Raw genomic sequence first — 22,918 nt, 5'->3', positions numbered from 1 at the left:
TCAAACGAGGTAGAGGGCAAAGATCAGCACCGAAAACCCGGTTAGAACCATGGTGAATCCGCGCAACCAGGCTGGGCTTCTAGCAAGGTCCAGATACTGCGCAAGGATTACGCGCGTCTTGATCAGTGCAAGCAACAGAATGCCACCCCCCATGACCGCAGCCGGCACCGGCAACAAGGTCAATACCGCTGAGCCGACACTTAGCCCCAAAAGGGCAAGCCAGGCCCGTGTCAGAGTGTTGTCCCCCATCGCCCTCATCCCAACAGATAGATCACCGGAAAAAGCATGATCCAGACCAGGTCGACCATGTGCCAGAACTGCGCGCCCGCCTCGATATTGCGTGCGTCATCCCGCCAGGACACCAGTAACAGAATGCCGACCCCGGCCAGAACATGGGCCGCGTGAAAACCAGTCAGAAGGTAGTAGAACAGGAAGAAGGGATGCGTTTCATAATTGATCCCCTGCGCCATTTTATCCGCGTATTCCGTGCCTTTGATGATCAGGAAAACAACGCCCAGAAGGGCCGCGCCGATCAAGGCCATGCGCGCCGCCGCGCGCCGCGCGACCTGTCGCCAGTGCAGCGCCTGTGCGGCCAGATACCCCGATGTGACCAGAACCGCTGTGTTAAACGCCGCTCCAGTGCGATGCAGATGTGACTGCGCCTCGGCAAAACCCGCCGGGTCGGTCAGACGCACGCCCATAAAGGCGATCATCCCAGCGCCGAACACCAGCAGTTCCGAGACGATCAGAACCCACATCAGCAACTCGCCCGGAAGCTCGTCGATCAGAGAAGCATCGCTCATGCGCCGACCAGTTGGCGATAGATTTGCGGCAAAGCCATCGTCAGGCGGTGCGGGTCTGGGATCACCGCAAAACCGCCTTGCCCGAACATACGCGGGAACCAACTTTTGCCGGTTTTGTCGATGGTGACACCAAAGACCGATTGCCCGGCGCGACGCGCTTCGCGGACGGCCATGCACGTATCTTCGATACCATGGCGACCCTCATAGTGATCCAGGTCGTTCGGCTTGCCATCGGTGATCACCAGCAGCAGCCGGCGCTTGCGCGATTGATCCGCCAAATCGGCCGAGCAATGCCGGATTGCCGCCCCAAGCCGTGTGTAATGCCCCGGGCGCAGTGACGCGATTCGCTGTTCGACCGTTCCGCCCATTGGCTCATCAAACCGCTTGCAGCGCTGCACATAGACACGCTGACGTTTCAGAGAACTGAAGGCGTGGATCGCAAAGTCATCCCCACAAGCATTCAACCCCCACGCCAACGCGGCCAGCGCCTCGCGTTCAATATCGATCACGGCGCGGCCTGTGACTGCGCTTTCGGTGGATCGGCTGACATCCAGCAGGATCGAGACCGCCAGATCGCGAGCTTCGGGACGGGATTGCTGCCAGATGCGCTCGTTGGCTTCCCCACAAGCCCGACGTTCAGTCTCGGCACGCACGGCGGCTTCGATATCCAACTGGTCGCCGTCCAGATGGCCGCGTGTCATAACCCGACCGGGGCGCAGCGCCTCGAACTGGCGCTTCACCGCGCGGATGCGGCGGGCAGTGGCCGGGTCCTTGCCAAACTCGGCTGCGTCTTCGCGGATATCGGCATCCGACAACAGGACATTCACGTGGTCTGGCAAGTACTGACCGGTGCGCACGTCCCATTCGGGATAAAGGATACGGCCCGACAGACGCTCGCGATTCACATCCTCGGGCGCCAGATCCAGGTGCAGCTTCAGCTTGGTGGGCGGTGCCTTCGAGATTTGGCCCAGCCCGATCTCTTCCTGATCGTCGGCCGCCTTTTTGGCATTGTCGGGATCGTCATCATCGACCCGGCGGTTCAGGTTCAGAAACTCGGCCCAACTGAGGATCGCCTCGAATTTGTGCAGGATCAGGCTGTCTTTCCGTTCGGCCTGATCAGATTTACGGCGGCGGGCGCGGTGAGTTTTCTCTCCCGACTCTTCGGGCGGGCCTTCAGTATCGGGGTTTTCCACCTCATTATGTTCTGAAAAGCCAACGGCGCGCAGTTCGGGCCACAGGGGGACCGGGCGAAAACGCTGATACCCGCGCGGGGCAGACAGGCTGTCATCCAGCTCCAGCAGCTGTTCCGCCTTGGCAGACAGCGATACCGGATCACCCAGCATATGGCGAACCAGTTCTTCCAGCGCGGCTTCGACCGGCGGCAGGTTAGGGATATCACGTTGGTGCAGCAGACCCTTGCACAGTTCGGTATAAAGGGGGCGCAAGCCGGGGGCGTTTTCCAGCGTGGCCTCGACCATCTGTCGCGCAGCGATCAGCGCATGCAGGTCGGCCCGCAGGGGGTCATCCTCATCAATTCGGGTGTCGGCATGGGCTGCAACGGCTGCCAGCCAGACATATAGCGCGCCGTTAGCTTCGCGCGCCGGGAAAACGGCCAGACGGTCCGGCAGGCGCAATACCTCGCCATCGAACGAAGCACGCGGCATCAACTCGGCCTCGGTTCCCAAGCGGCGACGCCAGCTTAACCGGTGGCGTGAAATTTCGGGTGAGACCGGGCGTAATTCAACGCCCGGACTACCCCCAAGCCCTCGGAAGAGGACTGCCAGCCGCCCCGCGACCTCAGAAAGGTCGACCGCGGCTCCAACATGCACCTCAGGTGCATCGAGGCGGCTGGCAAGGGTGTGCCACAGTTTCCCGATCGTTTCTTCGGGTTCCCATGGCTCAAAATCGATCTTGACCATTGGCCGGCCTCACCCAAAGACAGCCGTGACAAGATCGAGGAGCCCGCGTTTGATATCCTCGTCATCAGTCAGAGGTTCGATCATTGCGGCAAGAATGGCGCGGTCCGTCGACATACCCTGTGCGATCAGCGTCGCAGCATAAACAACCAGTCGGGTAGAAACGCCTTCCTCAAGATCCTGACCCTTGAGCCCCCGCAGTTTGTTCGCCAACCGGATCAGCGGTTTGCAGCGCTCAAGCGCCAGGCCACTTTCCTGGGCGACAACCTCGGCCTCCATCACAGGCGACGGAAAGTCGAATTCCAGCGAGATAAACCTTTGCCGGGTCGAAGGTTTCAGGGTTTTCAGGATATTCTGGTAGCCGGGATTGTAGGATGCCACCAGCATGAAGCCGGGCGCGGCTTCGAGTTCTTCGCCGGTGCGATCAATCGGCAGGATGCGCCGGTCGTCAGTCAAAGGGTGCAGCACGACGGTCACGTCCTTGCGGGCCTCGACCACCTCATCCAGGTAACAGATTGCGCCTTCGCGCACTGCGCGGGTCAGCGGGCCATCGACCCAGACGGTTTCTCCGCCTTTCAGCAAATAGCGGCCAATCAGGTCGGCAGCGGCCAGATCATCATGGCAGGCGACAGTATAAAGCGGGCGGCCAAGCTGCGCGGCCATATGGGCCACAAAGCGGGTCTTGCCGCAACCTGTCGGCCCTTTCAGCAGAACCGGCAGATCGTTGTTATAGGCGGCGGTGAACACATCGCATTCATCGCCCTGGGGCAGGTAGAAGGGGGCGTTTGCCGCCCCCGTTCCCATTTGTATGGAGCCATCCATTTGCATTACTCCGCAGGGGTTTCGGCCGCGCCGGGTTCGATGACCTCTTTCCGGGGCACCCAGATCGAGTAGACGAACAGCAGCGCACCAAGGACCACGACTACACCAGACCCAAAGCGCATCCAGTAGAAGATCGCGATCTGATCCTGCACGTCCATGAAGTAGTCACCGATCACACGTTGCATGTGCGTCTGCACGGTTCCGCCGAAGGTCAGCACGAAGGTCATGAAGACCATACCGCTGGTCATCAGCCAGAACGAACCCATGTTCAGCACCTGATTATACGGATCACGGTTTTTCAGGATCGGCATGGCATAGGTGAAGATCGCCAGGTTGAGGCAGACATAGGCGCCGTAAAAGGCCAGGTGACCGTGGGCCGCGGTAATCTGCGTGCCGTGGGTGTAATAGTTCACCCCGTGCAGCGTATGCAGGAAACCCCAGACACCGGCACCAAAGAAGGCCAGCGTGGCACAGCCCAGCGACCACAGCAACGCGGCCTTGTTGGGGTGGTCCCGGCGGCCCTTCCAGACCATGACGAAGGCAAAGGCCATCATCGCAAAGAACGGGATCACCTCAAGGCTCGAGAAGATCGAACCGATCCACTGCCAATACGCTGGTGTACCGATCCAGTAGTAGTGGTGACCTGTCCCAAGGATGCCCGAGAACAGCGCTGCAGCGACGATGACATACAGCCATTTCTCAACCACCTCGCGGTCAACACCGGTCAACTTCAGCATCAGGTAGGCCAGGATCGAGGCCATGATCAGTTCCCACACACCTTCGACCCACAAGTGAACAACATACCACCAGTATTGCTTGTCCAAGGCCAGGTTGCCGGGGTTGTAGAAGGCAAACAGGAACAACAGCGCCAGACCCCACAAACCCAACAAGAGGATGTTGGTGATCGCGGTCTTTTTGCCCTTCAGAACGGTCATCGACACGTTGTAAAGGAAGATCAGCGCGGCCACGACAATGCCGGCCTTGACCCATTTGGGTTGCTCAAGGAACTCGCGCCCCTCTTTGCCCAGCAGCCAGTTTCCTTCGAACAGGTTGAAGGTATAGGTCAGCACCACACCCAACGTCCCCACAACCAGAATGATCAGTTGTAGATAGGCCAGCTTGGGTGAATGGATTTCACGTTCAGCCTCTTCCGGGATCAGGAAGTAGGCCGCGCCGAAGAAGCCCAGGATCAGCCAGACGATCAGCGCATTGGTGTGCAGCATCCGCACGATGTTGAACGGCAAAAGCTCGCTCAGGAAATTTGGTGATACATAGATCAGGCCAGCCAGAAGGCCACCCAGAACCTGTATCACGAACAGGGCCATGGCCACCGCAAAGTAGGCGTAGGCGATTTTTTGGGATTCGTATTTCATTGCTCCGTTCCCTTTCTCAGCCAGCCTCGTTGGGCGGCCAGTCCTGAGCGTCGATATTGTCCGTCCAGATCAGGAAGTTGGTCAGGTCGCGAATTTCTTCGTCGCTGAGGTTGAAATTGGGCATCTGCCGACGACCGGGAATGCCGGTCGGTTGTGCCTCCATCCAGCCCTTGAGGGACTCAAAGGCTGATTCCGGGTCGTCCAGCACACCCCAACGTGTCATCACGTTGCCGACTTCGGGGGCGAAATAGGCCCCTTCACCCAAGATCGTGTGACAGTTGATGCACGCGTGTTTTTCCCAGACGTGCTTGCCCCGAACCACACTTTCATCGAGTTTTGCCGAATTCTCGGAATTCACGATGTACCAGTGGGAATGGGCCGACAGGGCCAGAAATATTAGGATAAAGAACAGGGACCCGCCATAGAATATGTTGCGAGCCATGCTCTTGGTCATGACTTCTCGCATTGCGCTCTCCTTTGCGCAGTTTAGCTTGTCTAGCCAGAATGGCGGCTGGGCCGTAGGAGGGCCTTAACGAAAGTCAAGGCTGGCGGAAGTAAATGAAAATCATCCCTCCCGGCCCGTACGAGGACCCGTCAGCGCAGGCCACATGGCGATCAGGTAAAGCGCAAAGGCACAGACCCACAGGCCGTCCGACAACAGCATCGCCACCATATAGCCTGCGTTCAGCTCGGCCCCGATCCAGCGTGACAGGGCAGCAACCGCCATCAGACCATAGGCTACGACCATCGGGGCGGGCGCGATTAGTGCACGGCCGCTGTGACCCAGCGCGGCGCGGCTCATGACTGCCAGGGTCATACCGCCCACACACCCTATGCCCAATACGTGCAGGGCGGCGATTTCATTGCCCAGACCCAGCACTGCCAGCCCCCACAAGATCAACCCCATCGCCAACATGCCTAGACCCAAATGCAGCGCCAGCAGAATTGGCTGCCGGGCGGCCCAGCGGCTGCGCCAATTGGCCATGCGCAGTATCTGAACCACCCCAAGGGCAAGCGCCAAAACCCCGGCCAACGGCCCTGCACCGAGCACCAGAACACCCAGCGGCAAGATCAGGGCCAGAACCATGCCTGCCTTGTCGAACAAGGCGACCGAAACCGGCCAGTCCGCCTCTGGGACCCCAGCGCGTTTCATGGCATTGCGGGTAAAGGCCGGAGTAATCCGACCACCCAAAATGGCGATCATCGCACACAACGCCAACAATCCCGCGCGCAGCCCAGTTTGCAGAGTGCCTTCAGTGACCCCAATCCATTGCAGATGTGTCATCATGTCCGCGACCCAGATCAAGCTCAGCAACAGCAGGAAAATCATGTTCTGCGGCTTGGGACGGCGGATCAGCTGCGTAGCTATTTTGGCCCCCAGAACCGGCACAAAGGCCAGGTCGACCACCGCAACCAGAACTGGCGGCAATACACCTGAAAACCACATGGCCATCCGACCGGCCAACCACAGCCCGGCAGCCAGAGTGATAAAGTGCGCCCGCGCCTCGGGGGCGCCGGTCCAGTTCGGTACTGCGGTCAGAAAGAACCCGCCCAGCGCGGCCGTCGCATAGCCGAAAATCATCTCATGCGCGTGCCACATCGGCGGCGTCATACCGTAATCCGGCGCCATGTAAGGCACTGTCAGCCACAGCCCCCAGACCACGCCGACAAACAGGCCGTAGAGACCGGCAGACAGAAAGAAAACACGAAATCCTTCACCAAGAATGCGGGCGATGATTGTGGGCATGGCTGCTCTCCTCAACCGTTTTTTTCAGCCCTAGCAGCCAACCCGCGCAACGGACTTAACAAAAATCAATCCTCACGAAAAACATGCCTCTAAAACACAGATTTTATGACGGTTTTTTCGCCATTTTTTCCTGCTGAACCCTTGAAATGGGCCCCTGGCGTTGACTTTCGTCAAGGAGCCGTCGGGCGCGATGTCTCACCCTTGGACCTGCCTCACCACGCAAATGGAGAGTGATCATGTCACTTGGAATCAGCTACAACAAAACTGGCCGCGCCTTTGGGGTCGGTTTGGCGATGCTGCTGGGCAGCGTCGCTGCGCCAACCTTCGCCGAAGAGCCAACCCTTAGCGAGGAAGCCTTTGAATCCTCCAAACAACTTTATTTCGAGCAATGCGCAGGCTGTCACGGCGTTCTACGTAAAGGTGCCACCGGTAAAAGTCTTGAACCGATGGTCAAAACCAAAAACGACGATGGCACCGTAACCGAATCCGGCACCCTAAAACTAGGTCAGGAACGGCTTGAAAAGATCATCGCCTGGGGTACTGAAGGCGGGATGAACAACTTCTCGGACATCATGACCGAGCAGGAAATAAAGGACATGGCGACCTACATCATGATGGAGCCGCCAAAGCCGCCTGAAATGTCACTTGAACAGATGATGGCGACCCGTAAGGTCTATGTCGAAGAAGCCGATTATCCAACCGAGCCGCTGCATGGCCGTAATTGGGAAAACTTCTTTGTTGTCATCGAACGCGATGTGGGCAAGGTGGCCGTGATCGACGGCGACACGAAAGAGGTTCTGACACACATCCCGACCGGCTATGCCGTTCACGTTCTGAAAGCATCTGAACACCACGCACTGGAAGAGCCAGAACAGCCCGGGCGTTTCTGGTACACCATGGGCCGTGACGGCAAGATGACTAAGATCGACCTCTGGCAGACGCCAGACAAGATGTTGGTTTCCGAGGTCAAGATTGCCTATGACGCCCGCGACGTTGCCGTTTCTGGTGACGGCAAATACGTCATCGGTGGGGGCTATTGGCCGCCGCATTTCGCAATCGTCGACGCCCAGACCATGGAACCGGTCAAGGTCGTATCAACCCGCGGTGTGAACGTGGACGGGGATTACGTGGAAGAGGCCCGTGTGGCCGCAATTTACACAACTCCGAACGAACCCACCTGGATCGTTGCCGTGAAGGAATTGGGGCAGTTGTGGCAGGTCGATTATACCGATCTGGACAACCTGCGGATCGACAAGATCGACAGCGCCAAGTTCTTGCATGACGGGTTCTTTGATCCGACAGGCCGATACTTCCAGATCGCCGCGAACGCGTCGAACAAGATGGTGGTTGTCGATACCGAAACCCACAAGCTGGAAGCGATGATCGACACAGCCGCGTTGCCGCACCCCGGCCCGGGTGCCAACTGGGTCGACCCCAATTGCGGCCCGGTTGCTGGTACGACACACCTTGGCGTGGGTACCGTGACCGTCTGGGGTAACGATCCCGAAAACCGCCCGGATGATGCCTGGAAGATCTGCTACGAAGTGGAAACCGACGGCCCCGGCCTGTTTGTCCGTACGCACCCGAATTCGGACTACATCTGGGCTGACCAGACCAAACACCCGGAACCTGAAGTTCAGCAATCGGTGCAGGTCATCTCGAAAGAGACCGGCGAGATCGTGAAAACCATCCAGATCACCGAAGACGAAGGCAGCGCCGCTGTTCACTTCGAATTCAACGCGGATGGTACCGAGGTCTGGGTTTCCAAGTGGAACCTGTCGGACTCGAAAGAACCTAACGGTCAGATCGTGATCTTCGACGCCAAGACGCTGGAAGAAATCGGCCGCATCGAAGGGCTTTATGCTCCGACCGGCAAGTTCAATGTCTACAACCGTTCGAACCACGTCACCTGACGAGTTCGCAACCAAAACCGGAAAGGGCGGGCCCCTCGCCCGCCCTTTCCTCGTTTGACCAAACAGCCAAATCCACCGGCCTGCCACCCAAGGCCAGATAAGAAAGCCAAACGGAGCCCGGATATGACTTCCGAACCGGAAAAAAAGAAACCAATTTGGCGCCGGTATTTCCTGTGGGGAATGCCCGTGGCCGGAATAGCCGTGGCCTTTGTCGCGGGCATCGTCTTTTGGGGCGGGTTCAACACCGCCATGGAAGCCACCAACACAAAGGAATTCTGTGTCTCGTGCCACGAGATGCGTGATTTCGTCTATGAGGAATACACCGGCACGATCCATGACGTGAACCGGTCTGGCGTGGGCGCGGTCTGTTCCGACTGCCACGTTCCCAAGGACTGGACCCACAAGATGATCCGCAAGATCAAGGCGTCCAAAGAGCTGTATGGCAAGCTGGTCGGCACCATCAACACCCGAGAAAAGTTTGAAGCCAAGCGCGTACATCTGGCGATGAATGAATGGGAGCGGATGAAATCCACGGACTCACGTGAATGCCGCAACTGCCACGATTTTGAATCGATGATGCCCGAGTTCCAGAAACCGCGCGCACGTCAGCAGCACCTGAATGCGATGGAGATCGGCCAGACCTGTATCGATTGCCACAAGGGGATCGCCCACTCGGACGCCCGTGATCGGGCCGATGAGGACTATCTGGAAAAGCTTGAGGCACCCAACCCGGCCTTCATTCGTGAAATCCCGCAGGAATACCTAACCAGCCTTGCGAAGATCGAAGCCAAGGAAGCTGCCGAAGCCGAGGCTGAAAAAGCAGCCAAAACCGCCCAGCAAGAGGCCGTTCAGGCACAGATCGCGGCCGCCGTAGACGCAGCCGTCGCCGAAGAACGCGCCAAGGCAAACGGCGAAGAAGCCGCAGCACCGGCAGGCGGCGGCAGTGATGTTGGCAGCAGCGTTGACTGGAATGCCGTTGCAAGCGCCGATCTGAAACTGTTCTACCCCGGGCAAGCCTCTTTTGAGTGGGTGCAGAACGGCAAGTTCCACGGCGGGGCCCGTCCCCTGACCAAGGGCGGCGATCAATGCTCGACCTGTCACGCCAAAGAACTGGATACGATCGGCAACAAGATCGTTGCGGGCGGTGATCTGGAACCAACCCCGATCCCCGGCAAACGTGGTGTGATCGATGCGACCGTGCAGGCCGCGCATGATGACGAGAACCTTTATATTCGCATGCAATGGCCGGATGCAGGCCATAACCCTGCCCCCTTCGTCGATGGCGGCAAGATGGACCCCGACAACCAGATCAAGGTCGCAATGATGATCACCGGTACCGGGATCGAGTTGGGCGATCAGGTAGGCTGCTGGGCCTCGTGCCACGCAGACAACAGCTATATGCCATTTGATCCGGGCGCTGACGCGATTGCGGCCAATGGGGATATCGCAAGCCGCCTGAGCACTCAGGACACAGTGACCAAATACATCAGCGAAAGCCGGACCGAGGTCGAAGTCAAAGGTCGCCGCGGCAAAGCATTGGGTGGCTGGGACAAGCTGGAGGCCGAAGCGCAGATCCAGCAATACCTGGACGATGGCACTTATCTGGACCTGATGCGTGTCTATGCTGATGGCAGCGCCTCCAACGGTTATCTGTTGGAACAGCGCGTGGTCAATGACGGGGAAATTGCCGCCTCGGCCAATCTGTCCGGTGGCGTGTGGACCGTCGTCTTCTCGCGGCCACTGAACTCGGGTGCGCCCGGCGACGTGCCGCTGGAACCGGGTCAGACCTATACGGTGGGCTTTGCCATTCATGATGACTTTGCCGCCGCGCGGTTCCACCACGTTACGCTGAACACCAGCCTGGCGCTGGACGACGACAGCGCCAACATCAACGTGGTCAAACAATAACGGATAGGGGCCGGAAAACCCGGCCCCCGCCCTTTTTTGGTAAGGAGAGATGGATCATGAAACCCCACTGCCTTCTTCCTGCGCTTCTACTTCTCGCCCCACCCGTCTTGGCGGATGAAACCGCCGAGATTTGCGCCGAGGCTGAGCAACGCTATGTCGACTTGTTCGGGCAACCTTCGTCAGCCGTCGAAGACGCCGAAGTGGTGCTGATGTACAAATACAATTTCTGCCCCGGTCAGTTGACCGTGAAAGCAGGAACGACAGTGCGCTGGATGAACGTGGACAAACGCACCAGTCACAGTGTGCTGCTGAAAGACGGCAGCGAACCCGAAAGCGACCGTTTGTTCCCCGAGGAATCCGTTGATCTGACATTCCTTGCTCCAGGCCCGCAGGAATACCTGTGCGGGCCGCATTGGGAAACGCAGAACATGATCGGAATGATCACCGTAGAACCCTGAGCCGAGGCAAAAAATACAGGCAAGCCAAAGGAGCGCGGGCGCAAATCCCGCGCTCCTTAACTTTAGTCAAGGAAGCCGCGAGCAGAATCCGCCAACCTGTTCTCATGACACGCCCGGTTCGCCCAGCAACGTCCCTTTTCGCAGGCAAACCCGGGCTCGGAAGACATTCAGACCAAGCGAGTTTGCACATGAGCGGTAAGGTTTTTCTGATTGGCGCCGGCCCCGGCGACCCCGAACTCATGACCCTGCGTGCCTTGCGCATGCTGCAAGAGGCCGACGTGGTCGTCTATGACCGGCTGGTTTCGGACGACATCCTTGCCCTGCATGCCGAAAAGGCGCGGCTGATTCCGGTCGGCAAGGCCCCCAAATGCCATACCGTACCGCAAGATCGCATCAATGAGATTCTGTTGGAAGAGGCCCACGCCGGTCACACCGTTGCACGGCTGAAAGGCGGCGACCCGATGATCTTTGGCCGTGGCTCGGAAGAAGCGGCGTATCTTGTGGCCCATGGCGTCACGGTCGAGTACGCACCCGGCATCACGGCCGCGCAGGGGGCATCCTGTTCGACCGGCGTGCCGCTGACCCATCGCGGGCTGGCAACCTCGGTCCAATATGTCACTGGCCACCGGCAGGAAGACAAGGTGCTGGACCTGGATTGGAAGCGGTTGGCCGATCCCGACTCGACGTTGGTGGTCTACATGGGCGTAGCCAACATTGGCCAAATCGCCATGGGGCTGATGACCGAGAACCTGCCCGGATCGACCCCCGTGCTGGCTGTCAGCAAAGCCACCACACGGTCCGAACGTCGCATCGTGTCCCGGTTGGACAGGCTGGCCACCGACGTGCGCAGCGCTGCACTTGAGGCACCCACTTTGTTCATCATCGGACAGGTGGTTTCGCTGTATGCCGAACGTTCGGTGGTCGAATTGATGGAACATGCGCATGGCTAGGCTAGGTCACCGGACTGTTGCGCCTGGCAGGCAGAGCAGCCAACCGTTGACTTCGGTTCTGCTGGCCGGCGCGGTTGTGATTGCCACCTCGGCATTTGCCGCCGACACCTTGAACCCCGACGCCCTGAGACGGCTTGTCCATCAGGATTGCGGGTCGTGCCATGGGCTGTCGCTGAAGGGTGGCCTTGGTCCCGATCTTCGGTCCCAAACGCTGCAACACTATGATCCGGACGTGTTGACCGGCGTCATTCTCGATGGGATTCCCGACACGGCAATGCCCCCCTGGCGCCCCCTTATTACCGAGGAAGAGGCCGAATGGATCGCCCGTTACCTGCTGCAACAGGAGGCACAATGAAACAGCTTATTCTTGGCCTTGCCGCCACCCTGATAATGACCTCGGCGCATGCTGAACCAACCGCCACTGGTGATCTTGGTCTTGTGATCGAACGCGCCAAGGGTTCGGTCCTGTTGGTAGATCAATCCGACCGGGCCGCGCTGGCGCGGATCGAAGGGCTGGGCGATCTGTCCCATGCCTCGCTGGTCTATTCGCCCGACGAACGCTTTGCTTATGTGTTCGGGCGCGATGGCGGGCTGACTAAAGTCGATATCGTCACCCGACAGATCGTGAACCGCGTCGTACAGGCCGGTAACGCAATTGGTGGCGCAATTTCAGACGACGGACAGCTAGTCGCCGTGTCGAACTACGAACCCGGCGGCGTCCGTGTGTTCGACGCCAATACGCTTGAGTTGGTCGCAGATATCCCCACGGGTAGCAAAACAATCGGTCTGGTCGACGCGCCGGGCCGCAGGTTCGTCTTCACCATGTGGGACTCTGGCGAAACCTGGATTGCCGATTTCGCGACTGGCACGCCCGAGATCACCAAGATCCCCGATATGGGCAAAAACCCCTATGACGCGCTGATCACCGCCAATGGCCGCACCTATATCACTGGCCTGTTCGGCGAGGATGGGCTGACCGCGCTGGATCTCTGGGCCGAGGCCCCGGAACCGATCCGCGTCCTACCGGATTACGGGCGCGGGCAGGAAGAAATGCCTGTCTACAAGATGCCCCACCTGGAAGGTTGGGCGCTGACAGGCCGCGAATTCGTTCTACCCGCCGTGGGCCATCACGAGGTTCTTTGGATCGATGCCGACACTTTGACCGAAACCGGACGCACACAGACCCACGGTCAGCCGGTCTTTGCCATGGCCCGGCCCGACGGGCGGCAGGTCTGGGTGAATTTCGCCCATCCGCTGAACGATACGATTCAAGTGATCGACAGCGTCACCAAGGACGTCATCCACGAATTCAAACCCGGTCCGGCGGTGTTGCATATGGAATTCACCCCGCGTGGGCACGAGGTCTGGATCAGCGTGCGCGATGCCAACAAGGTCATGGTTTATGACACGCAAACCTTTGAAAAGCTGCGCGAGATTGAAGCGGACAGCCCATCAGGCATCTTCTTTACGGCACGTGCGCACAGAACGGGGCTTTGAGACGATGGATCACATCACTGACCCGATCGACTGTCGCTTGCTGGACGAGTTTCAGCGCGATTTTCCCATAACCGACCATCCGTTTGAGGTACTTGGCGCAGCGTTGGGTCTGGACGAGGCCGAGGTCATCGATCGCCTGACCCGGATGCGCGCAACCGGTCGGATCACGCGGGTGGGTGCGACGATTGCACCGGGGGCAGTATCGGCCAGCACCCTGGCCGCCGTTGCCGCCCCCGAGGAACAGTTGGAAGAAATCGCCGCCCTGATCGACTCAGAACCCGGAGTGAACCACAATTACCAGCGCGAGGATACGTGGAACCTGTGGTTCGTTGCCACCGGGCCGGACCGGGAGCATGTGAACGATACCCTTGCCCGGATCGCCCGACGTACCGGGCTGCGGGTACTGGACCTGCGGCTGGTACGCCCATTCAATGTCGATCTTGGTTTTCGAATGTCGGGCAATTCCCGCAATGTGCCCGGCCCCCGCAAGGTGGATCGCTCGGCCATGCGGGACGGCGACCGCGCCCTGCTACAGGCGCTCAGTTCCGGCCTAGAACTGGTCGCGGAACCCTATACCGCGCTGGCCCGATCAATGAACCGATCCACGCCCGAGGTTCTGGCGCGGATCAAGGCGCTGCACGATGCCGGCATCATCTCGCGCCTCGGTGTCATCGTACGTCACCGGGCGCTGGGTTGGTCGGCCAATGCGATGGTGGTTTGGGACATGCCCGCCAGTCAGATCGACACCGCCGGCCCGGCGCTGGCCGCACATCCCGGCGTGACCCTGTGCTATGAACGTAACCCGGTCGAGGACGTCTGGCCTTACCGCCTGTATTCCATGATTCACGCCCGCTCGCGCAGCGAGGCGCAAGAAGTTCTGTCCGGCGCCGTTGCCCTGCCGGAACTGGCCGGTGCGCGCCACAAAGTTTTGTTTTCGACCCGCTGTTTCAAACAGACCGGCGCATTGATCCAACCGAAAGAGGCCGCCGCATGAGACTGGACGAAACCGACCGTGCAATCCTAAACCGAATGCAGGACGACCTGCCGTTGATCCCTCATCCCTATGCCGCGATTGCCACCGAACTTGGCATTCCGGAAAGCGAATTGCTGCACCGCCTCAGCCGCATGAAAGAGGAACGCATCATCACCCGCTTCGGTCCGTTTTTCGACGCGGCCGCCATGGGGGGTGCGTTCTGTCTGTGCGCCATGGCGGTGCCGGTCGAAAATTTCGAAACCGTCCTGACCAAAGTCAATGCGCACGCGGAGGTTGCCCATAATTATGAACGTACGCACCGGCTGAACATGTGGTTCGTACTGGCCACCGAAACGCCCGAGGGGATCGAGGCCACCGCTGATGCGATCGAACGGGAAACGGGGATCGAGGTTCTCCGTTTCCCCAAATTGCAGGAATTCTTCATCGGCTTCCGGGTAGCGGCATGATCGACGCAAAAGACAGAGAGATTATCGAGGCGCTGCAAGGCGGCCTGCCCCTGATGCCCGCGCCTTATGCGCGGGTGGCCGAGCGTCTTGGCATGGACGAAGACGCGTTGCTGTTCCGCCTGGCCGAACTGAAATCGCGCGGCGTTATCCGTCGCATTGCCGCTGCTCCTAATCACTACAAACTGGGCATGACCTCGAACGGCATGACCGTGTGGGATGTGCAAAACGACCGTGTGACTGAACTGGGCACCCAGATCGGCGCGCTGCCCTTTGTCACCCACTGCTATGAACGCCCCCGCGCCCTGCCCGACTGGCCTTACAATTTGTTTGCCATGGTTCACGGCGCGGACCGTGACGAGGTCGAAGAAAAGCGCGCCGAGATCACCGCAATTCTCGGCGATGCCTGTCGGGCCAAAGACATCCTCTATTCCACGCGCATTCTGAAAAAGACCGGGCTGCGCCTGAAAGCGAAAGGCTGAAACATGTTCCGCCTGACCGAATACATGCACCAACTCGTCACCCCGACCCCGGTGCGAAAACGCCGCCCCGGACCGGTGAAACCGGTGGTGATCTGGAACCTGACGCGGCGCTGCAATCTGAAATGCCGCCATTGCTACACCGTCTCGGCGGATGTTGCGTTCCCCGGTGAGCTCAGCCACGAGCAAGCCATGGTAACCCTTGAGGATCTGGGCCAATTTCGCGTCCCGGCCCTGATCCTCTCGGGTGGGGAACCGCTGGACCGGTTTGATTTCTTCGACATTGCCAAACGCGCCCGCGATCTGGTGCCGATGCTGGCGCTGTCGACCAACGGTACGCGAATTTACGACGAAACCGCTGATATGATTGCCGATGTGGGATTCAACTATGTCGGCATTTCCCTAGACGGGATCGGGGCCACAAATGACTGGTTCCGCGGCGTTGAAGGCGCCTTTGCCGACGCTTTGCGCGGTGTGCGCGAGTGTAAGAAACGTGGGATCAAAGTGGGCCTGCGATTTTGCCTGACAGAAGGCACTCAGCATCACCTGCCCGACCTGCTGCAACTGTGCGATGACGAAGGGGTCGACAAGTTCTACCTGTCGCATCTGGTCTATGCTGGGCGCGGCGACAAGAACCGGGGCGAAGATGCTGAACACCTGCGCACCCGTAACGGGCTGGACTTGCTGCTGGAGCGCGCGTGGGAGGCCGCCTCGGGCGGGCGCCCGCTGGACATCGTGACCGGCAATAATGATGCAGATGCGGGGTATTTCCTGAACTGGGTGCGCACGCATTTCGATGCCGACAAGGCCGCTCATGTGCGCGAACATCTCGCCGCGTGGGGCGGGAATTCCAGCGGGTTGGGCGTGGCCAATATCGACAATCTGGGGCGCGTGCATCCCGATACGTATTGGTCCGACTACACGGTCGGCAACGTGAAGACCAAACCGTTCTCAGAGCTGTGGGCCAGCGAGGACCAGATGCTCTCTATGCTGCGCACCCGACCACGTCCGCTGAAAGGGCGCTGCGGGGCCTGCCAACTAAAGGACGTCTGTGGCGGCAATACTCGTATCCGGGCTTTGCAGGTGACCGGCGATCCCTGGGCCGAAGATCCGGCCTGCTATCTTTCCAATCAAGAAATCGGCGTGGATGACGCGGGCGAACGCCTCAAGGTCACGCCGTTCCGGGGGAAACGTCATGATCCGGCACATCAGTTCTTTTGACGCGCTGAAAATAGGCACGCTCTGCTCGCTGCTGCTGGCTGGTTCAGCATGGGCCGACGCCCCGTCGGACTATGCCGAACACTGCGCCTCGTGCCATGGCGAGAACCGTTTGGGCGGTGTTGGCCCGGCCCTGATCCCCGAGACGCTGAAACGCATGCGCGGCCCGCGTGTAGCCGCCGTGATTGCCGAGGGGCGTACAGCCACCCAGATGCCCGCCTTTTCGCATGAACTTGACGCCTTGCAGATCGAAGAGCTGGCGGGTTGGCTGAAATCCCCGCTGGAAACCAACCCCGAATGGGGCGAGGCCGAGATCATGGCTAGCCGTACGCTGGACGCAGAATACAGCCCGGTCGATGCTCCCGTCTGGAACAGCGACCCGATGAACATCACGCTGGCCGTCGAAACCGGCGATCACCACGTCAGCGTGTTGGACGGTGATACGTTTGAAGTATTGGATCGGTTCGAAACCCCGTTCGCAGTCCACGGAGGCCCGAAGTTCAGCCCCGACGGGCGCTATGTCTTCATCATGTCGCGCGATGGTTGGGTTCAGAAATACGATATCTGGGCTCTGAAACAGGTGGGCCGCGTGCGCGCGGGGCTGAACAGCCGCAACATCGCCATGTCAGGTGATGGAAAATGGGTGGCCGTCGCCAATTACCTGCCCAACAGCCTGACCCTGCTGTCGACCAGCGACCTTTCGGTCGCCAAGGTCATCGAGATCAAAAGCAAAAAGGGCAATCCCAGCCGCGTTTCAGCCGTTTATCAAGCCCCGCCACGCGAAAGCTTTGTGCTGGCCCTGAAAGACGTTCCCGAGATTTGGGAGGTCTTCTATGGCGACAACCCGCCTCAGTTCGGACTGGGTCACGATTTCCGTATCGAAGGGCAGTTCAAGAACCCAAATCCCTTCCCGGTCCGCAAGATCACCACGCCTGACTATCTGGACGATTTCTTTTTCGACCAAAGCTATGAATACGTCATGGGTGCCTCGCGCGACGGCAAGGGCGGGCAGGTTATTGATCTGGTCATCGGTCAGAAAGTGGCTGATCTAGACCTGCCGGGTATGCCGCATCTGGGATCAGGCATCACGTGGCGGTACGGCGATACAACCGTGATGGCCACGCCGCACCTGACCGACGGCACCGTGTCTGTGATCGACATGCAGACATGGAAAACGGTCAAACGGATCAAGACCGAAGGGCCGGGTTTCTTCATGCGGAGTCATGAGAATTCTCCTTACGTCTGGGCCGATGTGTTCTTTGGGCCCAACAAGGATGCGATGCACGTAATCGATAAGCAAAGCCTTGAAATCGTAAAGACTTTACGCCCAGCGCCGGGCAAAACCGTGGCCCATGTCGAATTCACCAAGGATGGGCGCCATGCACTGGTATCGATCTGGGAAGATGATGGTGCCGTGATCGTCTATGACGCGCAAACTCTGGAAGAGGTTCGCCGCTTGCCCATGCGCAAACCTTCGGGGAAATATAATGTCTGGAACAAAATCACCTTCTCGGAAGGTACCAGCCACTGAGGGCAAATGGCCGGTCTGGAAACTGGCCATCCTGCTCTACCCCGCCACGGCACTGACCGTGGCCATCAACCTGTTTCTGGCGGGTCTGGTTGCCAATGGCATGGGGCTTGGCGTGATCGCACCAGTAAGCGCAATCCTGTGGTCGATCCCGCTGGGCTTGCCCGCATCCTGGCTGGCCGGGCGCTGGTTGCGCGGGTTGATGGATGAAGCCGACGATTAGTCACAAATTTCGGATACCTGACCTAAGTCAAGTATCCGTCTGAGAGAATCCCGTAGGACAAAGGAAAGAACGCCGAGTTGGATTCTCCATGTCTGCCCCAGTCCCACTGCACACACTGTCTGTCCGCGCTTTACGCGCGGCGTGCGCCATGGCAGGCACCCTTCTTTTGCTGTTGCAACTGCTTAGTCCGGCGCTGGCGAGTCCCGGACAAAGCATGTGGGTTGAGATCTGCTCGGAGGCAGGCGCGGTCTGGGTTCAAGTGGACCTCGAAGAAGGGACCGAAGACCCAACCGCGCCCTGCCCGAAATGCGCCGACTGTGCCTTGTGTGCCGTCACCGCTGCGGCACCCCTGCCAAACCTGCCGGAACTGAAGTCGGACGGGATTGTTCAGGTCGCTCGCTGCGATGACCGCAATCTGGTCAATTGCTACCAAGTTAGGCGGTTATGGCCCGAAACCAGAGGCCCCCCGCACGCGCCCCAAGAAACATCCGAACGCGCCCCGCGCGCGTCCATGGCGTCAATCCAAGTAACCGGAGGTGCGCCGTGGTCGTAAGTCGCGCAACCCATATCCTGCTGGCCTTTGTCCTGTCCTGTCTGATGGCGATCAGCGCCCATGCCGACAGCCTTGCCAGCTTCCTACCCGAGATTGAGCCCTCTGACCTTGCCCCCGGTGGCGATGCCTTTGGCCCGGTGCGCGATGACGTGCCTGTTGCTCCTGTTCTGAAGGGGGGCGAAACCGTCGCCTGGGCTTTCCTGACTTCGGATTTCGTGGGCACCACCGGCTATTCGGGCAAACCCATCCATGTGGTTGCCGCAATAAACGCTGATGCCGTGCTGACCGGTGTGCAACTGGTCAAACACTCGGAACCCATCGTGCTGATCGGCATTCCCAATTCGCGCATGGTCGAGCTGACCGAAGGCTACACCGGTCTGGACCTGAAACACGAGGCCGCAACGGGTGGTGAGGGGCATGACCTCGACATCATCTCGGGTGCCACCGTGACCATCATGGTGATCGACGACAGCCTTGTGCGCGGCGGTATCAAAGTGGCCCGCGCGCTGGGTTTAGGTGGGCTGTCGCCATTACAGGCCGATGGGCCGAAACGCGAAGTCGATATGGCTAAGAACGCCATCTATGACTGGACCACCCTGTCGGGTGACGGCTCGATCCGGCGGCTGACGCTGGATGTCGGTCAGGTCAACGCCGCTTTTGAAGCTACCGGAGATCAGCGCGCCATCAAACGCCCGGAACCGGGCGAACCGGATGACACGTTTATCGATATGCATATGGCGTTGGTCTCGGTTCCCTCGATCGGGAAATCCCTGCTGGGTGAAGCCGAGTATCAAAACCTGGTCGAGTGGCTGGACGACGGCGAACAGGCCATTCTGGTACTGGGGCGCGGGGCTTACAGCTTCAAAGGCTCAGGCTATGTGCGCGGTGGGATCTTCGACCGGATTCAGCTGATCCAAGGCGACAATTCGGTCCGGTTCTTTGACAAGCAACAAGAGCGCCTAGGCAAGGTTGCGGCCGCTGATGCGCCCAGCTTCACCGAACTTGATATCTTTAAAATCCCAGCCGAGGCGGAGTTTGATCCCGCCGAGCCGTTCCGCCTGCAACTGCTGGTACAGCGGGCCGTGGGCGCAGTTGAGAAAACCTTCCTGACTTTCGATCTGGGCTACAAACTGCCCGAGCAGTACTTGCTGCCAGTGGCCGCCCCAACCGTTGTTGACGACGCCACCGGCGAGGCCGCTGCCAAAGCCGCCCTGTGGAAGCGTATCTGGAAGGACCGCACAGTCGAAATTGGCGTCCTTGGCGTCATGCTGCTGGTCCTGACGGCGACGTTCTTCTTCCAGTTCCACGTGACGATGAACGCGAGGGTCTTCTATTGGTTCCGCATCGGCTACCTGACCATGACCCTGTTCTTCATCGGCTGGTACGCCAATGCGCAGCTGAGTGTGGTGAACCTGATGGCACTGGCTGGTAGCCTGCGGACCGGGTTCAGCTGGGACGCCTTCCTGCTGGATCCGCTGGTCTTCATCCAATGGTTTGCGGTCGCCGCCGCGCTGCTGTTCTGGGGGCGTGGGGCCTATTGCGGCTGGCTGTGCCCGTTTGGCGCTTTGCAGGAGTTGACCAATAAGATCGCGCGGGCATTGCGCATCCCGCAATGGACCCTGCCATGGGGCCTGAACGAACGGCTTTGGCCCGCGAAATACATGATCTTCCTGGGTCTTTTCGGCCTCAGCTTCGTCTCGATCCCGCTGGCCGAAACATATGCCGAGATTGAGCCCTTCAAGACCGCGATCATTCTGAAATTCATGCGCGACTGGCCGTTTGTGGTCTTTGCGCTGACCTTATTGGGGATTGGGCTGTTCATCGAACGGTTCTACTGCCGCTACCTCTGCCCGCTGGGCGGAGCGCTGGCGATCCCTGCCCGTATCCGCATGTTTGACTGGCTGCGCCGCTACAAGGAATGCGGCACCCCCTGTCAAACCTGCGCCAACGAATGCCCCGTTCAGGCCATCCACCCCACCGGTGAGATCAATCCGAACGAGTGCGTCACCTGCCTGCATTGTCAGGTGCTCTACCAGTCCGAGGACAAATGTCCCGTCGTTATCCGCCAACTGAAACGGCGGGCCAAGACAGGGTCGGTCGACCTCAAGACCCCCCTCGGACAGCCACCGGCGAACCATCCGAACGCCAAACCGCAATCCGTTTCCTAAAAAAGGAGGAACGAACATGTCGGAACATGACAACAAGCTGAACATCACACGCCGCGGGATGCTAGGTGCAACCGCAACTGGCGCGGTGCTGGCCGGGACCGGTCTGGGCTCGACCCTGATGACCGCGAAACAAGCCAGCGCTGCGGCCAACGCCAACCTGCAGCCTGGTGAGCTAGACGAATACTACGGTTTCTGGTCCTCGGGTCAGACCGGCGAGCTGCGCATCCTGGGCTTCCCGTCCATGCGCGAGCTGATGCGCGTGCCAGTGTTCAACCGCTGCTCGGCCACCGGCTGGGGTCAGACCAATGAATCGTTGAAAATCATGACCGACGGCCTGCTGCCTGAAACCAAAGAGTTTCTCGCCAAGCGTGGCATGAAAACCTATGACAACGGCGACCTGCACCACCCGCATATGTCGTTCACCGATGGCACCTACGATGGCCGCTACCTGTTCATGAACGACAAGGCCAACACCCGTGTCGCTCGTGTGCGCTGTGACGTCATGAAATGCGACAAGATCACCGAGATCCCGAACGCCAAGGCGATCCACGGTCTGCGACCGCAGAAATTCCCGCGCACCGGTTATGTCTTTGCCAATGGTGAAGATGAAACTCCGCTGGTCAATGATGGCAGCGTGCTGGACGATCCGTCGCAATACGTGAACATCTTTACCGCGCTGGACGGCGACACCATGGAAGTGGCATGGCAGGTGATGGTGTCGGGCAACCTCGACAACACCGACTGCGACTATCAGGGCAAATACGCCTATTCGACCTCCTACAACTCGGAAATGGGTATGAACCTGGCCGAGATGACCGAGAACGAGCTGGACCACGTGGTTGTTTTCAACATCGCAGAAATCGAGGCGGGTATCGAAGCCGGTGACTATCAGGAGCTGAAAGGAGTCAAGGTTCTGGACGGCCGTAAGGGTCAGAACAAGAAGTACACCCGTTACATTCCGATCCCGAACTCGCCGCATGGCATCAACACCGCGCCCGACGGCAAGCACGTCTGCATCAACGGTAAGCTGTCGCCGACCGTGTCGATCATGGACGTCACCAAACTGGACGCCTTGTTCGAAAGTGATGCCGACCCGCGGTCCTGCATCGTGGGTGAGCCGCAACTGGGTCTTGGCCCGCTTCACACCGCCTATGACGGCCAGGGCAACGCGTTCACCACGCTGTTCCTGGACAGCCAGATCGTGAAGTGGAACATCGAAAAGGCAATCGAGGCTTACGGCGGTGCCGATGTGGATCCGATCATCTCGAAGGTCGACGTGCACTATCAGCCGGGCCACAACTCGACCTCCATGGGTGAAACCAAGGATGCCGACGGAAAGTGGCTGATTTCGATGAACAAGTTCTCGAAAGACCGCTTCCTGAACGTGGGTCCGCTGAAGCCCGAGAACGAGCAGTTGATCGACATCTCGTCCAACGAGATGAAAGTGGTTCACGACGGTCCGACCTTTGCCGAGCCGCATGACTCGATCATCGTTCGCAGCGACATCGTCAACCCGGTAAACGTCTGGGACCGCGCCGATGTTACATGGGAAGACGCCCGCAAACAGGCCGAGGCCGATGGCATTGATCTGGAAGAAGGCGCCGAAGAACCCATCCGGGACGGCAACAAGGTGCGGGTCTACATGACATCGCAGGCTCCAACCTTCAGCCTTGAGAAGTTCACCGTCAAACAGGGAGACGAGGTGACGGTCTACATCACCAACCTGGATGACGTTGACGACGTGACCCACGGCTTCTGCCTGGGCAACTACGGCATCGCAATGGAAGTTGCACCGCTGGCAACTGCCTCGGTCACCTTCACAGCCGACCGTCCGGGCGTACACTGGTTCTATTGCCAGTGGTTCTGCCACGCACTGCACATGGAAATGCGCGGTCGGATGTTGGTCGAACCGCAGGGAGCATAAC

General features: G+C 59.4%; 22 protein-coding genes. 15 read left to right on the top strand and 7 right to left on the bottom strand.

All coding sequences use genetic code 11. From position 1 onward, the window contains the following. The 7 genes from GOX21_RS11060 to GOX21_RS11030 form a co-directional block, all read right to left on the bottom strand. Positions 1 to 249 (bottom strand): cytochrome C oxidase subunit IV family protein, encoded by a 249-nt coding sequence (locus GOX21_RS11060; protein WP_226688857.1) that lies wholly within the window; start codon positions 247 to 249, stop codon positions 1 to 3. 5 nt (positions 250 to 254) lie between these two features. Next, positions 255 to 803 (bottom strand): cytochrome c oxidase subunit 3, encoded by a 549-nt coding sequence (locus tag GOX21_RS11055; RefSeq protein WP_170350176.1) that lies wholly within the window; start codon positions 801 to 803, stop codon positions 255 to 257. Further along, positions 800 to 2,722, bottom strand: a complete 1,923-nt coding sequence (locus GOX21_RS11050; RefSeq protein ID WP_170377219.1) for a nitric oxide reductase activation protein NorD — start codon at positions 2,720 to 2,722, stop codon at positions 800 to 802. Before GOX21_RS11050 ends, GOX21_RS11055 begins: the two co-directional genes overlap by 4 nt. 9 nt (positions 2,723 to 2,731) lie before the next feature. After that, positions 2,732 to 3,541, bottom strand: coding sequence for a CbbQ/NirQ/NorQ/GpvN family protein (locus tag GOX21_RS11045; RefSeq protein ID WP_170377217.1), 810 nt, complete (start codon positions 3,539 to 3,541; stop codon positions 2,732 to 2,734). Between the two features lie 5 nt (positions 3,542 to 3,546). Continuing rightward, positions 3,547 to 4,914, bottom strand: coding sequence for a cbb3-type cytochrome c oxidase subunit I (locus tag GOX21_RS11040; protein ID WP_170350173.1), 1,368 nt, complete (start codon positions 4,912 to 4,914; stop codon positions 3,547 to 3,549). 16 nt (positions 4,915 to 4,930) lie between these two features. Beyond that, the gene (locus GOX21_RS11035; protein ID WP_170350172.1) at positions 4,931 to 5,380 is read right to left on the bottom strand and encodes a c-type cytochrome; all 450 of its coding nucleotides are present in this window, start codon (positions 5,378 to 5,380) and stop codon (positions 4,931 to 4,933) included. Between the two features lie 99 nt (positions 5,381 to 5,479). Beyond that, positions 5,480 to 6,661: an NnrS family protein gene (locus GOX21_RS11030; RefSeq protein ID WP_170377215.1), complete on the bottom strand. Its 1,182-nt coding sequence runs from the start codon at positions 6,659 to 6,661 to the stop codon at positions 5,480 to 5,482. A gap of 236 nt (positions 6,662 to 6,897) precedes the next feature. Between GOX21_RS11030 and GOX21_RS11025 the strand changes: the two genes are divergently transcribed. From GOX21_RS11025 to nosZ, 15 genes are all read left to right on the top strand, one after another. Then, positions 6,898 to 8,574 (top strand): cytochrome D1 domain-containing protein, encoded by a 1,677-nt coding sequence (locus GOX21_RS11025; protein ID WP_170377212.1) that lies wholly within the window; start codon positions 6,898 to 6,900, stop codon positions 8,572 to 8,574. A gap of 123 nt (positions 8,575 to 8,697) precedes the next feature. Next, positions 8,698 to 10,482, top strand: a complete 1,785-nt coding sequence (locus tag GOX21_RS11020; RefSeq protein WP_170377210.1) for a NapC/NirT family cytochrome c — start codon at positions 8,698 to 8,700, stop codon at positions 10,480 to 10,482. Between the two features lie 56 nt (positions 10,483 to 10,538). Continuing rightward, complete coding sequence (locus GOX21_RS11015) at positions 10,539 to 10,940, top strand: cupredoxin domain-containing protein (protein WP_170377208.1); 402 nt, start codon at positions 10,539 to 10,541, stop codon at positions 10,938 to 10,940. 188 nt (positions 10,941 to 11,128) lie between these two features. After that, on the top strand, positions 11,129 to 11,890 hold the full coding sequence (cobA, locus tag GOX21_RS11010) for a uroporphyrinogen-III C-methyltransferase (RefSeq protein ID WP_170377206.1): 762 nt from the start codon (positions 11,129 to 11,131) through the stop codon (positions 11,888 to 11,890). Positions 11,891 to 11,936: 46 nt separating this feature from the next. After that, on the top strand, positions 11,937 to 12,245 hold the full coding sequence (locus GOX21_RS11005) for a c-type cytochrome (protein WP_254428531.1): 309 nt from the start codon (positions 11,937 to 11,939) through the stop codon (positions 12,243 to 12,245). Beyond that, positions 12,242 to 13,387: a cytochrome D1 domain-containing protein gene (locus GOX21_RS11000; RefSeq protein WP_170377203.1), complete on the top strand. Its 1,146-nt coding sequence runs from the start codon at positions 12,242 to 12,244 to the stop codon at positions 13,385 to 13,387. The genes GOX21_RS11005 and GOX21_RS11000 overlap by 4 nt, the downstream gene beginning before the upstream one ends. 4 nt (positions 13,388 to 13,391) lie before the next feature. Continuing rightward, positions 13,392 to 14,381, top strand: a complete 990-nt coding sequence (ahbB, locus tag GOX21_RS10995) for a siroheme decarboxylase subunit beta (protein ID WP_170377201.1) — start codon at positions 13,392 to 13,394, stop codon at positions 14,379 to 14,381. Beyond that, positions 14,378 to 14,827: an Lrp/AsnC family transcriptional regulator gene (locus tag GOX21_RS10990; protein ID WP_170377198.1), complete on the top strand. Its 450-nt coding sequence runs from the start codon at positions 14,378 to 14,380 to the stop codon at positions 14,825 to 14,827. The genes ahbB (GOX21_RS10995) and GOX21_RS10990 overlap by 4 nt, the downstream gene beginning before the upstream one ends. Further along, entirely contained in the window at positions 14,824 to 15,306 is a 483-nt protein-coding gene (gene ahbB, locus GOX21_RS10985) for a siroheme decarboxylase subunit beta (protein ID WP_170377196.1), read from the top strand. Before GOX21_RS10990 ends, ahbB (GOX21_RS10985) begins: the two co-directional genes overlap by 4 nt. A 3-nt stretch (positions 15,307 to 15,309) precedes the next feature. After that, positions 15,310 to 16,524 carry a heme d1 biosynthesis radical SAM protein NirJ gene (gene nirJ, locus GOX21_RS10980; protein WP_170359403.1) on the top strand — a complete coding sequence of 405 codons (1,215 nt, stop codon included), beginning with the start codon at positions 15,310 to 15,312 and terminating at the stop codon, positions 16,522 to 16,524. Further along, the gene (locus GOX21_RS10975) at positions 16,499 to 18,052 is read left to right on the top strand and encodes a nitrite reductase (protein ID WP_170377194.1); all 1,554 of its coding nucleotides are present in this window, start codon (positions 16,499 to 16,501) and stop codon (positions 18,050 to 18,052) included. The genes nirJ and GOX21_RS10975 overlap by 26 nt, the downstream gene beginning before the upstream one ends. Beyond that, on the top strand, positions 18,009 to 18,272 hold the full coding sequence (locus tag GOX21_RS10970) for a hypothetical protein (RefSeq protein ID WP_170350160.1): 264 nt from the start codon (positions 18,009 to 18,011) through the stop codon (positions 18,270 to 18,272). Before GOX21_RS10975 ends, GOX21_RS10970 begins: the two co-directional genes overlap by 44 nt. A 148-nt stretch (positions 18,273 to 18,420) precedes the next feature. Continuing rightward, on the top strand, positions 18,421 to 18,825 hold the full coding sequence (locus GOX21_RS10965; RefSeq protein WP_254428530.1) for a DUF2946 family protein: 405 nt from the start codon (positions 18,421 to 18,423) through the stop codon (positions 18,823 to 18,825). 44 nt (positions 18,826 to 18,869) lie between these two features. Further along, complete coding sequence (locus tag GOX21_RS10960) at positions 18,870 to 20,993, top strand: NosR/NirI family protein (RefSeq protein WP_174818876.1); 2,124 nt, start codon at positions 18,870 to 18,872, stop codon at positions 20,991 to 20,993. A 16-nt stretch (positions 20,994 to 21,009) separates the two neighbouring features. Beyond that, complete coding sequence (gene nosZ / locus GOX21_RS10955) at positions 21,010 to 22,917, top strand: TAT-dependent nitrous-oxide reductase (protein WP_170350157.1); 1,908 nt, start codon at positions 21,010 to 21,012, stop codon at positions 22,915 to 22,917. The last annotated feature ends 1 nt before the right edge of the window (position 22,918 follow it).

It is taken from the genome of Ruegeria atlantica, from assembly GCF_013032005.1.
GTDB lineage: Bacteria > Pseudomonadota > Alphaproteobacteria > Rhodobacterales > Rhodobacteraceae > Ruegeria > Ruegeria atlantica_A.
This window is presented reverse-complemented; position numbering and strand designations above follow the sequence as displayed.